Source organism: Pedobacter sp. UYP24 (genome assembly GCF_054057295.1).
In genome coordinates this window covers 175070-187921 of sequence record NZ_JBSRZD010000002.1, presented here as the reverse complement: position 1 = coordinate 187921, position 12852 = coordinate 175070, and the positions used below count along the sequence as shown (strand labels likewise).

The 12852-nt window shown below is 38.6% G+C and carries 13 protein-coding genes; 9 read left to right on the top strand and 4 right to left on the bottom strand.

Annotated features, from left to right (window positions below; genetic code table 11):
- Window position 1: 1 nt before the first annotated feature.
- The 5 genes from ACVWYN_RS05500 to trpA all read left to right on the top strand — a co-directional run bounded on the left by ACVWYN_RS05500 (window position 2) and on the right by trpA (window position 4647).
- Window positions 2-844, top strand: a complete 843-nt coding sequence (locus tag ACVWYN_RS05500) for an alpha/beta hydrolase (RefSeq protein WP_457287829.1) — start codon at window positions 2-4, stop codon at window positions 842-844.
- Between the two features lie 240 nt (window positions 845-1084).
- Entirely contained in the window at window positions 1085-2071 is a 987-nt protein-coding gene (gene trpD / locus ACVWYN_RS05495) for an anthranilate phosphoribosyltransferase (RefSeq protein WP_457287828.1), read from the top strand.
- Window positions 2072-2097: 26 nt separating this feature from the next.
- Complete coding sequence (locus ACVWYN_RS05490; protein ID WP_457287827.1) at window positions 2098-2700, top strand: phosphoribosylanthranilate isomerase; 603 nt, start codon at window positions 2098-2100, stop codon at window positions 2698-2700.
- On the top strand, window positions 2697-3878 hold the full coding sequence (gene trpB, locus ACVWYN_RS05485) for a tryptophan synthase subunit beta (RefSeq protein WP_457287826.1): 1182 nt from the start codon (window positions 2697-2699) through the stop codon (window positions 3876-3878). The genes ACVWYN_RS05490 and trpB overlap by 4 nt, the downstream gene beginning before the upstream one ends.
- 1 nt (window position 3879) lies before the next feature.
- On the top strand, window positions 3880-4647 hold the full coding sequence (trpA, locus tag ACVWYN_RS05480; RefSeq protein WP_457287825.1) for a tryptophan synthase subunit alpha: 768 nt from the start codon (window positions 3880-3882) through the stop codon (window positions 4645-4647).
- Window positions 4648-4660: 13 nt separating this feature from the next.
- On the opposite strand, the gene ACVWYN_RS05475 is transcribed toward trpA, so the two are convergent.
- Window positions 4661-5284 carry an L-threonylcarbamoyladenylate synthase gene (locus tag ACVWYN_RS05475; protein WP_457287824.1) on the bottom strand — a complete coding sequence of 208 codons (624 nt, stop codon included), beginning with the start codon at window positions 5282-5284 and terminating at the stop codon, window positions 4661-4663.
- 77 nt (window positions 5285-5361) lie between these two features.
- Between ACVWYN_RS05475 and ACVWYN_RS05470 the strand changes: the two genes are divergently transcribed.
- Window positions 5362-7032 carry an FMN-binding glutamate synthase family protein gene (locus ACVWYN_RS05470; protein WP_457287823.1) on the top strand — a complete coding sequence of 557 codons (1671 nt, stop codon included), beginning with the start codon at window positions 5362-5364 and terminating at the stop codon, window positions 7030-7032.
- 39 nt (window positions 7033-7071) lie between these two features.
- Here the strand turns inward: ACVWYN_RS05470 and asnS are convergent, their stop codons facing one another.
- The 3 genes from asnS to sucC all read right to left on the bottom strand — a co-directional run bounded on the left by asnS (window position 7072) and on the right by sucC (window position 11119).
- Window positions 7072-8520 (bottom strand): asparagine--tRNA ligase, encoded by a 1449-nt coding sequence (gene asnS / locus ACVWYN_RS05465; protein ID WP_457287822.1) that lies wholly within the window; start codon window positions 8518-8520, stop codon window positions 7072-7074.
- A 182-nt stretch (window positions 8521-8702) separates the two neighbouring features.
- The gene (locus tag ACVWYN_RS05460; RefSeq protein WP_457287821.1) at window positions 8703-9440 is read right to left on the bottom strand and encodes an SDR family oxidoreductase; all 738 of its coding nucleotides are present in this window, start codon (window positions 9438-9440) and stop codon (window positions 8703-8705) included.
- A 488-nt stretch (window positions 9441-9928) separates the two neighbouring features.
- Window positions 9929-11119, bottom strand: coding sequence for an ADP-forming succinate--CoA ligase subunit beta (gene sucC, locus ACVWYN_RS05455; protein WP_457287820.1), 1191 nt, complete (start codon window positions 11117-11119; stop codon window positions 9929-9931).
- 65 nt (window positions 11120-11184) lie between these two features.
- On the opposite strand from sucC, the gene ACVWYN_RS05450 reads away from it, so the two are divergent.
- The 3 genes from ACVWYN_RS05450 to ACVWYN_RS05440 are packed head-to-tail and all read left to right on the top strand — an operon-like array spanning window position 11185 to window position 12796.
- The gene (locus ACVWYN_RS05450) at window positions 11185-11835 is read left to right on the top strand and encodes an ABC transporter ATP-binding protein (RefSeq protein ID WP_457287819.1); all 651 of its coding nucleotides are present in this window, start codon (window positions 11185-11187) and stop codon (window positions 11833-11835) included.
- A 23-nt stretch (window positions 11836-11858) separates the two neighbouring features.
- Complete coding sequence (locus ACVWYN_RS05445) at window positions 11859-12173, top strand: hypothetical protein (RefSeq protein WP_457287818.1); 315 nt, start codon at window positions 11859-11861, stop codon at window positions 12171-12173.
- 8 nt (window positions 12174-12181) lie between these two features.
- Entirely contained in the window at window positions 12182-12796 is a 615-nt protein-coding gene (locus tag ACVWYN_RS05440; RefSeq protein ID WP_457287817.1) for an HAD hydrolase-like protein, read from the top strand.
- Window positions 12797-12852: the final 56 nt, after the last annotated feature.

Sequence of the window (12852 nt, the reverse complement as noted above, 5' to 3'; positions counted from 1 at the left end):
AATGAAACTTACATTAACGTTTATGCTATTTGCCTTTTTGGGTCAGCTATCGGCCTTATCGGCAAAGGTGAAAGTTGAAAAGAACATCAGCTACACCTCCGCAACCAATGACATTAGAAGGCAGTTAAATATCTATCACAAAACTAAAGTAGATACGGCACAAGATGTAATCATATTTATCCATGGAGGATCCTGGAGCAGTGGTAAAAAAGATATTTATTGGTGGTTGGGCAGAAATTTTGCACGCAAAGGGGTAGTTACCGTAACAATTAATTATGGTTTGGCTCCTGATAATCAATATAAGCAGATGGCGGCCGATTGTGCCAATGCGGTAAAATGGGTAACCAACAACATTAGTAATTATGGTGGCAACCCCAAAAGGATATTTCTTATGGGGCACTCAGCAGGAGGTCAGCTAGCGGAACTAATCAATGCTGATCCGCAATACTTTAAAACAGCTGGAGTAGCTAATCCGATCAAAGGAGTTATTTTAGATGATCCATTCGGACTGGATATGCATGAATACCTGACGATGGCAGAGAAGGATAACAGCTATTATGATTTTTTAAGGACCTTTAGTAAAGACCCTAAGGTTTGGACAGCAGGTTCTCCGCTGAATTATGTAAACAATATTCATAATCCTCATATTATATTCTATGGTGAAAAAACCTATCCTGCCATACAAATACAATCTGAGCGGTTAAATAAAATCCTTAATACCAACAACGTAAATGTTGAAATGCACGTGATTCCTCGTAAAAAGCATGTAGGGATGATAACCCAAATGATCTTTGGATGTAATAAGTTGTATGATTACACACTTGATTTTATAAAACGCTGTTAATTATTAATTTTTTTTAGGAAAGATTTGCTGCTTTGCAAAAACAATTCCATATTTGCCAATGATGAAATTAACAAACGGACTTAATAATTGGTGGTGGCACAACGCAGCAGCGTAGTGTAACCCTATTTTGAACGTTATATTTTATATAAAATATTTTGAGGGTTGCTTTAAGGCAACCTTTTTTATTTTACAGGAATTTTAAAACCTCCTACAGAAGTTACCAATTGAACCAGACAGACAATGAAAAAAATACTCAATCACCTATTTGAAAACAAGACCTTTAGCAGGGAAGAAGCGCAAAAAATATTAACATCCATCGCCAAGGGCGAATTTAACCACTCTCAAATAGCTGCTTTTATTACAGCCTATGGTATGCGGAATATTACCGTGCAGGAACTGCAGGGCTTTAGAGATGCCATGCTTGATCTTTGTTTAAAACTGGACTTGTCTGACTTTGAGTTGGTTGATCTTTGTGGTACTGGTGGTGATGGTAAGGATACATTCAACATCTCTACTCTTGCCTCCTTTGTTGTGGCAGGGGCTGGTTATAAAGTAGCTAAACATGGCAATTATGGTGTTTCTTCTGGATGTGGCTCTTCGAACGTTATTGAATATCTTGGGTATACCTTTACAAATGATCAGGATACCTTAAAGCGCAGCTTAGATACCGCAGGAATCTGCTTTATCCACGCGCCTTTGTTTAATCCGGCAATGAAGACGGTTGCACCAATTCGCAAAGAGTTGGGTGTTAAAACGTTTTTTAACATGTTGGGTCCAATGGTTAATCCTGCACAGCCAAAAAATCAAATTGTAGGGGTATTTAGTCTGGAACTGGCCAGGCAATATGCTTATCTCTACCAGGATACGGATAAAAACTATACGATTCTTCATGCTGTTGATGGTTTTGATGAGGTTTCCTTGACTTGTGATTTTAAAACATTCAGCAAATCTGGCGAAGCGCTGATGACGGTAGCAGATCTTGGTTTTTCTGAGATTAATGAAAGTGAGATTAAAGGAGGGGATACGGTTGAGTCTTCTGCAGCCATATTCCAAAATGTTTTAAATGGAAATGCTACTGATGCACAGCGAAATGTAGTGTTATGTAATGCCGCACTGGCTATTAATACAATTGATAGCAGTAAAACTTTTGGCGACTGCTTCTACGAAGCGGAAGAATCACTAATGAATAAGCTGGCTTTAAATAGTTTCAAAAAATTAATTGCATAGTGAAGGCCAGGCTTAAAATATGTGGGATGAAAGACCCAGCTAATATTCTTGAAATATCAGGATTAGCGCCTGATTTTATGGGTTTTATATTTTACAAGCAATCAAAAAGATACGCTGGGAACTTATCATCTGCAGAGGTATTGGGCCTGCCACAAAATATAGATAGGATAGGCGTATTTGTGAATGAAGATTTGGACGAGGTATTGCGCATTGTAGAGCTGTTTAAGCTAACAGGTGTTCAGTTACATGGATCAGAATCTATAAATTATTGTGCAGAACTAAGCAGTAAAGCTATACCAGAGTTACTCATAATAAAAGCCTTTGGTATAGATGAATCGTTCGATTTTAAAATCCTGGAAGCTTATGTTGGTGTAGTTGACTACTTCTTGTTTGATACACAAACGCCGGATCATGGGGGTTCTGGTAAGGTTTTTAATTGGAGCTTGCTACAGCAATACACACTTGATGTCCCCTATTTTCTGAGTGGAGGCATCGGTGAAGATCATGTAAACGAATTGAACAATATAAATGATGCCCGTTTTTATGCCATAGATGTAAACAGCAGGTTTGAATTGGAGCCGGGGATAAAAGATTTTGATAAATTAAAGTATTTTAAAACACAGTTATGAGCTATTTTGTAAATGAAAAGGGTTATTACGGGGATTTCGGCGGAGCATATATTCCTGAAATGCTTTATCCAAACGTAGAAGAACTTAGACAGAACTACCTGAAAATTATTAGGGATGAGGATTTCCAAAAGGAATTTCATCAATTGTTAAAGGACTATGTAGGCAGGCCTTCGCCGCTTTACCTGGCCAAAAGACTTTCTAAAAAGTACAATGCAAATATATTCTTGAAAAGAGAAGATTTAAACCATACCGGTGCCCACAAGATTAATAATACAGTAGGTCAGATTCTGCTTGCAGAGCGATTGGGTAAGAAAAGGATCATTGCTGAAACCGGGGCGGGTCAGCATGGTGTAGCCACAGCTACGGTGTGTGCTTTAAGAGGACTTGAATGTGTGGTTTATATGGGTGAAGTAGACATCAAACGTCAGGCTCCTAACGTAGCCAGGATGAAAATGCTAGGTGCTACGGTTGTGCCAGCTACTTCAGGTAGTAAAACATTAAAAGATGCAACTAATGAGGCCATGCGCGACTGGATCAATAATCCTATAGATACCCACTATATTATTGGGTCTGTTGTTGGTCCGCATCCGTATCCTGATATGGTAGGTATTTTCCAATCGATCATCTCTGAGGAAACGAAAAAACAGCTCATTGAACAAACTGGAAGTGACCAGCCTGATTATGTTTTGGCTTGCGTGGGTGGCGGGAGCAACGCGATGGGTATGTTCTATCACTTCCTGGATGATGAGCAGGTAAAACTAATTGCTGTTGAAGCAGCGGGCAGAGGCGTTAGTAGTGGGTTTTCTGCTGCAACTACTACACTGGGTAAAGAGGGTGTCTTGCACGGTAGCAGAAGTATTTTAATGCAAACGCATGACGGGCAAGTGGTTGAGCCACATTCTGTTTCCGCAGGGTTGGATTATCCCGGTATTGGTCCTCAGCACGCACATTTATTCAAGACCGGACGCGGGCAATACGTATCTATCACAGATGATGAATCGCTACATGCAGGTCTTCTTTTAACGCAAATGGAGGGAATCATTCCTGCCATTGAGAGTGCGCATGCATTGGCATACCTGGAAAAGATGACTTTTACAGGCAATGAAAACGTAGTCGTTTGTTTATCCGGCCGCGGTGATAAGGATATGGATACTTACATGAAATATTTCAACTTATAAAATGAGCAGATTAAAAGATTTATTCGAACAGAAGAAAAATATACTTTCCATTTATTATACTGCAGGCTATCCTAATCTAGGTGATACAATGGTTATTGCAGAGGAATTGGAACAAAGTGGTGCAGATTTACTGGAAATCGGTTTCCCATATTCCGATCCTGTTGCAGATGGACCTGTTATTCAGGCAAGCAGCAAGCAGGCGCTGGATAATGGAATGGACTTAAAGCTTTTATTTGAACAGCTAAAAGACTTGCGCAAAACAGTTACTATTCCTGTGCTTTTAATGGGGTACGTAAACCCAATGCTGCAATTTGGTGTAGAAAATTTTTGTAAAGCATGTGCAGAAGTAGGAGTTGATGGATGTATTGTGCCTGATCTTCCTATGGTGGAATACGAGGAGTTATATGCAGAAATATTTGCCAAATATGGTTTAAGTAACATTTTTCTGGTTACTCCGCAGACTTCGCCAGAACGTATTCAAAAGATAGATGGAATAAGCAATGCCTTCATTTATTTGTTATCTTCATCCGCTACAACTGGTCAGAATTTACAGGTTTCAGATCAAACGGAGGCTTATTTTTCAAGAATTGCAGATCTGAAACTTAAAAACCCAAGTATTATTGGTTTCGGTATCAGCAGCAAAGAAACTTTTGATAAGGCATGTAAGTTTGCGCATGGCGCAATAGTAGGGAGTGCTTTTGTAAAGAGCCTGGATGGAAATAACTTAAGCGGTAGCGTTAAAGACTTTATGAAGAAATTTAAGGGATAATTTGATGGGAGGCTTAACCGATCACACTTTCGAGGTCGCCTTTGCCTTGTCTAATGATCTCAAATTCGCCTGAAGTACAATCGACTACAGTAGATGGCTCGTTATCTCCATAACCGCCATCTACAATTAGATCTACTTTATTCTCATATTTTTCATGGATCAATTCCGGATCGGTAGAGTACTCAATAACCTCATCATCATCATGGATGGAGGTTGATAGAATAGGATTACCAAGTTGCAGCACAATCTCCCGTGCGATGTTGTTGTCAGGCACTCTGATGCCTACAGTTTTCTTATTTGAGCTTAATAGCTTAGGTACGTTGTTATTGGCATTAAATATAAAAGTGAACGGGCCTGGTAGTGCTTTTTTTAATACCCTGAAAACTATGGTATCTATTGGTTTAATATAATCTGAAATGTGCCTCAGGTCTGAACAAATGAAAGAGAAATTGGCTTTCTCTGGTTTAATGCCCCTTAGCTTACAAATCCTTTCTATCGCCTTTTGATTGGTGATGTCGCAACCCATTCCATACACGGTATCAGTCGGGTAGATAATGATTCCTCCCTTTTTTAATACCTCTACAATTTGTTCAATTGCTTTAGGATTTGGATTCTCCGGATAGATTTTGATAAGCATATGTAAAATTACACAAATCTTGAGCCGAAACTGGATTATAATTGCGCTATTGCTATGTTTTTATTAAATTAACAAGTATGAGAAAAGCATTTATCGCCATAGCTGCATTTTTAGTCGCCCTTACCATTTTACTTGGACTTATCTATCCACCGTTGTGGTGGATTGCTATTTTTACCTTTCCAATAGTTTTACTAGGCATTTACGATCTATACCAACCCAAACATAGTATTGTTAGGAATTATCCTGTAATTGGACGACTTCGGTATTTTGCGGAAGACCTGAGGCCTAAAGTGTACCAATATTTTGTAGAGAGTGATACCAATGGGAAGCCATTTAGCAGGCTAGCCCGGTCATTGATCTATCAGCGTGCAAAGATGGAAAACGACACCATACCTTTTGGTACCCAACTTGATGTATACGAAAATGGGTACGAGTGGCTAAGCCATAGCATAGCGGCAATTAGTCACCATGAATTAGATGAAAATCCGAGGGTTTTGGTAGGTGGGCCGGACTGTTCACAACCCTATTCTGCCAGTATCTATAATATTTCAGCAATGAGCTTTGGCTCTTTAAGTCAGAATGCGATTCTTTCCTTAAACGGAGGAGCAAAAATGGGCGGCTTTGCGCACAATACAGGTGAGGGGGGAATTAGTGATTACCATTCAAACCCGGGTGGTGATTTAATCTGGCAGATTGGTACAGGATATTTTGGTTGCAGACATCATGATGGAAGCTTTAATGATGAAGCCTTTGCAGATAAATCTAAAGCTGAACAAATAAAAATGATCGAGATTAAATTATCTCAGGGCGCTAAACCTGGTCACGGAGGTATTTTACCAGCCAAAAAAGTAACACCTGAAATTGCAAGAATACGACTGGTAAAAGAAGGTTTTGATGTAATCTCTCCACCTTCACATTCAGAGTTTAAAACGCCAATGGAAATGATGCGGTTTGTGAAAAAGTTAAGAGACTTATCTGGCGGAAAGCCGGTAGGTATTAAGCTTTGCATTGGCAGGCGCAGCGAGTTTTTTGCCATTTGCAAAGCGATGGTGGAGAGTAACATTCATGTAGATTTTATTACGGTAGATGGGGGCGAAGGTGGTACCGGTGCATCTCCTCAGGAATTCTCCAATTCAGTGGGTATTCCTTTAAGAGAAGCTGTTGCATTCGTTTTTGACGTACTTACAGGCTTCAATATTAAAAGGCATATTAAAATTATCTCTTCGGGTAAGGTTGCTTCAGGATTCGACCTGGTAAAAAACATTGCACTTGGCGCTGATTTATGCAATTCTGCCAGGGGGATGATGTTCGCACTTGGTTGTATACAGGCTTTGGAATGCAATAGTAATACTTGTCCAACCGGGGTAGCAACACAAGATCCCAGTTTAATGAAAGGTCTGGTTGTAGAAGATAAAAAAGTAAGGGTATTTAATTTCCATCGCTTAACTGTGGCCAGTGCCGTAGAGCTATTGGGTGCTGCGGGTTTGCATCATACCTACGAGCTTACAAGGGCTTACATAAACAGGAGGGTGGCAACCAACGTAATGCAGTCTTACATGGAAACGTTTCCCTATATACCAGAAGGTAGTTTGTTGCAATCTCCTTATCCAATAAGATTTGAGTTGGGAATGGCTTTAAGTACCTCAGCAAGTTTTGCACCTACAGACTATAAGGTATCGCTGATAGACTATTCTCATGCCAATTCTTTTAACGATAGTCTTGAAAACAATGCGGCCTCCTCAAATTGAGAAAGCCGCATGATATAACGTTCTTTAAAAATCTAATATTTAAAATTCAGCGTTTTTAGGGAAACGTGGGAAAGCGATTACGTCTCTGATGTTGGTCATGCCGCTAACAAACAACACCAAACGCTCAAATCCCAATCCGAATCCTGCATGAGGTGCAGATCCAAATTTTCGGGTATCCAAATACCACCAAAGCTCGTCCTGAGGGATGTGCATTTCTTCCATTCTTTTCGTAAGTCTATCTAAACGTTCTTCACGTTGTGAACCTCCAATAATTTCCCCAATACCGGGAAACAAGATGTCCATAGCCGCTACTGTATTTCTTCCCTGGGCATCAGGCTCATTTTGGCGCATGTAAAACGATTTAATGTCTGCCGGGTAGTCTGTTAGTATTACAGGCTTTTTAAAATGCTTCTCTACCAAAAAGCGCTCATGTTCTGATTGTAGGTCTGCTCCCCATTCATCTATTAGGTATTTGAATTGTTTCTTTTGATTTGGTTTAGAAGACCTAAGGATCGCAATCGCTTCAGTATAAGTTAAGCGTTCAAAATCATTGTTGAGACAGAAGTTTAATTTCTCCAGTAGTGAAAGTTCTGATCGTTCTGCTTGTGGTTTAGATTTTTCTTCTTCTAGTAGGCGAGTATTTAAAAACTCTAGTTCATCTTTACAGTTTTCTAATGCATACTCAATCACATATTTCAGCATATCTTCTGCAAGCTGCATGTTGTCTTCCAGATCAGCAAAAGCTACTTCCGGTTCAATCATCCAAAACTCGGCAAGGTGACGAGTAGTGTTGGAGTTTTCGGCCCTGAATGTTGGTCCGAATGTATAAATCTGTCCAAAAGCCATTGCTGCAAGTTCACCTTCCAGTTGTCCTGAAACGGTTAAGTTGCTTGCTCGGGCAAAGAAATCTTCAGAAAAATCTACTTTACCATCTTCAGTACGCGGAACGTTATCAAAATCAAGCGTGGTCACTTTAAACATCTCACCTGCACCTTCCGCATCGGATGCCGTGATGATAGGGGTATGCATATAAACAAATCCTCGCTCATTGTAGAATTTGTGAATGGCAAATGCGAGCGCATGCCTTAATTTAAATACTGCATTAAATGTATTGGTGCGGAAACGTAAGTGAGCAATCTCTCTTAAAAATTCGAGACTATGTTTTTTAGGCTGCAATGGGAATTTCTCTGGATCACTGTCGCCCAATATCTCAATAGCTGTAGCTTTAATATCAACACGTTGTCCTTTACCCAGGGATTCTACAACAATTCCTTTTACTGAAATCGCAGCGCCTGTTGTAATGCGTTTCAATAATTCTTCCGCGGTATTATTAAAATCTACCACAATCTGAATATTGCCCATGCATGAACCATCATTTATGGCAATGAATTGGTTGTTGCGGAAGGTACGAACCCACCCCATAACGGTAACTTCTCTATCAAATTCTGTAGTCTCTAATAGGTGCTTTACTTTTTCTCTTTTAATCATAACTTTTTAGTGGAGCGGGTCAAAAATAAGAAATTGAAATAAGAAATGGCAGCAATTTATTTACTATTCGCTTTGGTGTTTTAGGTGTGTTTTCTGAGACAATCAGTTCTTGGTTTAGTACTGATTGCCTTAAGATCATTATGAGTTAAATATAATACCGGCGTAAGCCCGAATCAAACGAATTACCAGGGACTTATTCCTGTTTCAGGTGAATTGTCGTCACTATAGAACTGGCCAGTCAGCCCTTTCATATCCAATGTAGCTGCTTTAACAACTCTGGCGGCAGCATCTTCAACTGTTCCAGGACCGCTATGATGATTGAAGTCAGTTGAAGTATAACCCGGATCAACTGCATTAACCTTAAATAAAGTATCTCTAAGCTCATAGGCCAATGCAATTGTATAACCATTCAGTGCTGCCTTGGACGCCAAATAGGCAACCGGCTTAATCGGATAATATTTCCATGACGGATCTGAATGCAACGTAAGTGACCCCAGACCTGAGGTGACATTTACAATTCTAGGTTCCCTTGAGTTTTTAAGAAGACCCATAAAGGCTTGAGTTACCTCTATCACCCCAAATACATTAGTATCAAACACATTTCGATACGTTGCAACATCTGTTTCTAGTGCATTCTGTGGAAAGCTTCCTGCAATACCCGCATTGTTAATCAACACGTCTAGCACTGAGATTTTACTTTCTAGAAAATTCTTCGCTGCCCTTACGGATACTGGGTTGTTAACATCGATTAAAATAGGCTCTACATTTCCCAAGCCTTCGGACTGCAATTGGACGACTGCTTGTTTGCCTTTGTCAAGGTCGCGACAACCCAGATAGACATAATATCCTTTTTTTAATAGTTGTTTGGCGGTTTCAAAGCCAATACTCTTATTTGCTCCCGTTACTAATGCTGTTTTCATATTTATTTATTTTAAAGTGCAAATCTACCTTGCCAATCCTCCTAAGTCGTTATGCATTATAACTAAAGCTAGGTATTATTCAAATAAATCTTATAAAACTTGATTATATTTCAATTTAATGTGAATTATACTGATATTTTTATTTAATAGTAGCATAATTTTATAATTTAATGTTGATAATAACTTTATTATAATATAAACAAAGGAATAACATAGATTATATCTACATAAAATGGTTATTATATATTTATATGTCTATTTAAAGTTTATAATTGAAATAATTAATGTTATTTGTTAAAATAAATATTGTTTTAAGTGTTTTTTATAAAAAAAATCCTATGTTTGTATTGCTCGTTTAATTTATATTTGGTTAGAGAGGCCTACAATTGGATAGTTGTAGGCCTTTTGTTTTTAACCCTTATTTTTAAAAGGCTATTTAACAAAAAAAGCCGCCATAAGGCAGCTTATTTATTAAATATTTTAAAATTTTAGGCTAAAACTTGAGTAACTAATGCAGCTGCGTCCTTTAAAGCAATTGCAGAGAATACTTTTAAGCCAGACTCGTCAATTAATTTCTTTGCTTCCACTGCATTCGTTCCCTGTAGACGACAAATGATAGGAACCGGTACATCACCAATTTCTTTGTAAGCATCAATTACACCTTGCGCAACCCTGTCGCAACGAACGATACCACCAAATATATTAATCAAGATGGCTTTTACATTCGTATCTTTAAGGATGATGTTAAATCCGGCTTTAACTGTTTGTGCATTAGCAGTACCACCAACATCTAAAAAGTTAGCGGGCTCACCACCTGCAATTTTAATGATATCCATTGTTGCCATAGCAAGTCCGGCGCCATTTACCATACAGCCAACGTTCCCGTCAAGCTTTACATAGTTTAGGTTTGATTCGCTGGCTTCAACATCAGTTGGATCTTCTTCCAGTTTATCACGCATTGCAGCATAGTCAGGATGACGGAACAACGCATTCTCATCAAGATCTACTTTAGCATCAACAGCGATGATCTTATCGTCCGAAGTTTTCAATACAGGATTGATCTCAAACATTGCAGAATCTGTATTGTCGTATGCTTTGTATAATGCAGTAATAAACTTCACCATTTCTTTAAATGCACCACCGCTTAAACCTAAATTGAAGGCGATTTTTCTTGCCTGAAATGCCTGAAGCCCACCTTTTGGATCAATCTCTTCTTTAAATATAAGGTGTGGAGTATGTTCTGCAACTTCTTCAATATCCATCCCACCTTCTGTGGAATACATAATGATGTTTCTACCGCTTGCACGGTTTAGAACTACACTTACATAAAATTCTTTAGTTTCAGAAGGGCCTGGATAATAAACATCCTGTGCAACCAATATTTTGTTTACTTTTTTACCTTCAGGGCCAGTTTGAGGAGTTATCAATTGCATTCCTAGAATTGCAGTTGCACGTTCCTTCACCTCATCAAGGTTTTTAGCTAGTTTTACACCACCGCCTTTACCTCTACCTCCAGCATGGATCTGTGCTTTAATCACCACCCAGTCCGAATTGTAATCGGTTTTCATTTTTTTAGCAGCTTCAACAGCTTGTTCAACGGTGTTTGCAACTATGCCTTCTTGTACGGCTACACCAAAACTTTTAAGTATTTCTTTACCTTGATATTCGTGGATATTCATTTGCTGAAAAAATTTGATCAAATCTACAATTTCAGATTGGTTTTAAAAACACTAAGTTTGCATTTATGCTAAAAGCCACGGGTATTAAAAAAGCTTATGGGAATTTGCCCATTTTAAAAGGAGTTGATTTTACGGTTGAAAAAGGAGAAATCGTTAGCATAATTGGTGCTTCAGGAGCAGGCAAGAGTACGCTGCTGCACATACTTGGAACACTGGATAAACCAGATGAAGGGGAAGTTTCATTGAATGGTACCAAAATTAACAAGCTCAGTGGCGAATTGCTAAGTTTATTCAGAAATACAAATATCGGTTTTGTATTTCAATTTCACCATTTGCTTCCTGAATTTACTGCGTTGGAGAATATTTGCATACCAGCTTTTATTGCCCGTGTTCCTAAAAAGGAAGCGGAAGAGCGGGCTATGGACTTATTAAATCTGCTCGGATTAAGGGATCGTGCAAATCACAAGCCCAACCAACTCTCAGGTGGCGAACAGCAACGGATAGCCGTAGCTAGGGCATTAATAAACAGGCCGGCCATTATTTTAGCAGATGAACCATCCGGAAACCTTGATTCTGCCAATGCAAACGCTCTTCACGAGTTTTTTATAAAACTGCGTGACGATTTTAATCAAACATTCGTAATCGTAACTCATAACGAAGGACTGGCAAAAATCAGCGATAGGGTGGTTACCATGAAAGACGGGTTAATTATTTAAGATTTGATTATACTTATTAAGATTTGAAAATATTAATTACAGCTGGCAAATCAGCTAAAGCCCTAAAATTGATCAAGTTTTTTCCTGAAGATAGTATCGTACTTGCAGATTATGGCGAGATGCCTTCTTTTCCTTCCAAGGCATATCGCTTCATTTCACTGGGCGTCCAGAATAATGACATAATTGCTCATAACTTATTGACCTGCTGCCTGGACGAAGCAGCAGATGCCATATTACCATTAAATGCTATTGAACTACAAGAAGTGCAGAAGTCTAAAATACTGTTTGAAGAGTTTAATATTAAAATCATTAGCTCACCTGAACCCCTTACAATTTAATAATAAACATGACTTTTGAGAGATTTCTAACCAAAGGTGATGCCTTTATCTTTGGTTTTGATGAAGTGTTGTACCCAGAAAAGGATTTTCTACTCCAAGTGTACTACTTGTTTGCAAACTTTATAGAATATGCTGAGCAGAAACCAGCGACCGAAATCCTTCAATTCATGAAAGCAGATTTCGAAAAATATGGTGCGGAAGGTATTTTTGAGCGAACAGCAGTTAAATGGGACATCCCAGAAAAATACAAGTTAAACTTTGATCTTTTGATTACGGGCGCACGCCTTCCTTTAAAACTGGAGTTGTTTCCTCAAATGCTTGATTTTCTGATAGAAATAAAGAATTCCGGCAAATCAATATTCCTGCTGTTAAATGGTAATCCAGAGCAACAGCTGAACAAAATCAGGCAAACAAACTGGCAAGAATTAGCAGAGAGCCTGGTGGTATATTTCATCGAAGAAACCGAAGAACAGTCTACTTTTTCAGGCCTGATCAATATCATCAATAAGCATAAACTTGATCAGAAACGTACCTTTTTTATTGGAGTAGATGAGGTTGATCTTAATGCAGCACTCACCGCCGAAATAAAATATTCTAATGTGAGCGAACTTTTGATAAATTAATTACGTTTATACCTAATCAAACCTGTAAATTACACTTTAATCTGCTTAGGATAACT

Excerpts from the sequence above, each read along its gene's own strand:
- ACVWYN_RS05500 (WP_457287829.1), top strand. The coding sequence starts at position 2 with ATGAAACTTACATTAACGTTTATGCTATTTGCCTTTTTGGGTCAGCTA.
- trpD (WP_457287828.1), top strand. The coding sequence starts at position 1,085 with ATGAAAAAAATACTCAATCACCTATTTGAAAACAAGACCTTTAGCAGG.
- ACVWYN_RS05490 (WP_457287827.1), top strand. The coding sequence starts at position 2,098 with ATGAAAGACCCAGCTAATATTCTTGAAATATCAGGATTAGCGCCTGAT.
- trpB (WP_457287826.1), top strand. The coding sequence starts at position 2,697 with ATGAGCTATTTTGTAAATGAAAAGGGTTATTACGGGGATTTCGGCGGA.
- trpA (WP_457287825.1), top strand. The coding sequence starts at position 3,880 with ATGAGCAGATTAAAAGATTTATTCGAACAGAAGAAAAATATACTTTCC.
- ACVWYN_RS05475 (WP_457287824.1), bottom strand. The coding sequence starts at position 5,284 with ATGCTTATCAAAATCTATCCGGAGAATCCAAATCCTAAAGCAATTGAA.
- ACVWYN_RS05470 (WP_457287823.1), top strand. The coding sequence starts at position 5,362 with ATGAGAAAAGCATTTATCGCCATAGCTGCATTTTTAGTCGCCCTTACC.
- asnS (WP_457287822.1), bottom strand. The coding sequence starts at position 8,520 with ATGATTAAAAGAGAAAAAGTAAAGCACCTATTAGAGACTACAGAATTT.
- ACVWYN_RS05460 (WP_457287821.1), bottom strand. The coding sequence starts at position 9,440 with ATGAAAACAGCATTAGTAACGGGAGCAAATAAGAGTATTGGCTTTGAA.
- sucC (WP_457287820.1), bottom strand. The coding sequence starts at position 11,119 with ATGAATATCCACGAATATCAAGGTAAAGAAATACTTAAAAGTTTTGGT.
- ACVWYN_RS05450 (WP_457287819.1), top strand. The coding sequence starts at position 11,185 with ATGCTAAAAGCCACGGGTATTAAAAAAGCTTATGGGAATTTGCCCATT.
- ACVWYN_RS05440 (WP_457287817.1), top strand. The coding sequence starts at position 12,182 with ATGACTTTTGAGAGATTTCTAACCAAAGGTGATGCCTTTATCTTTGGT.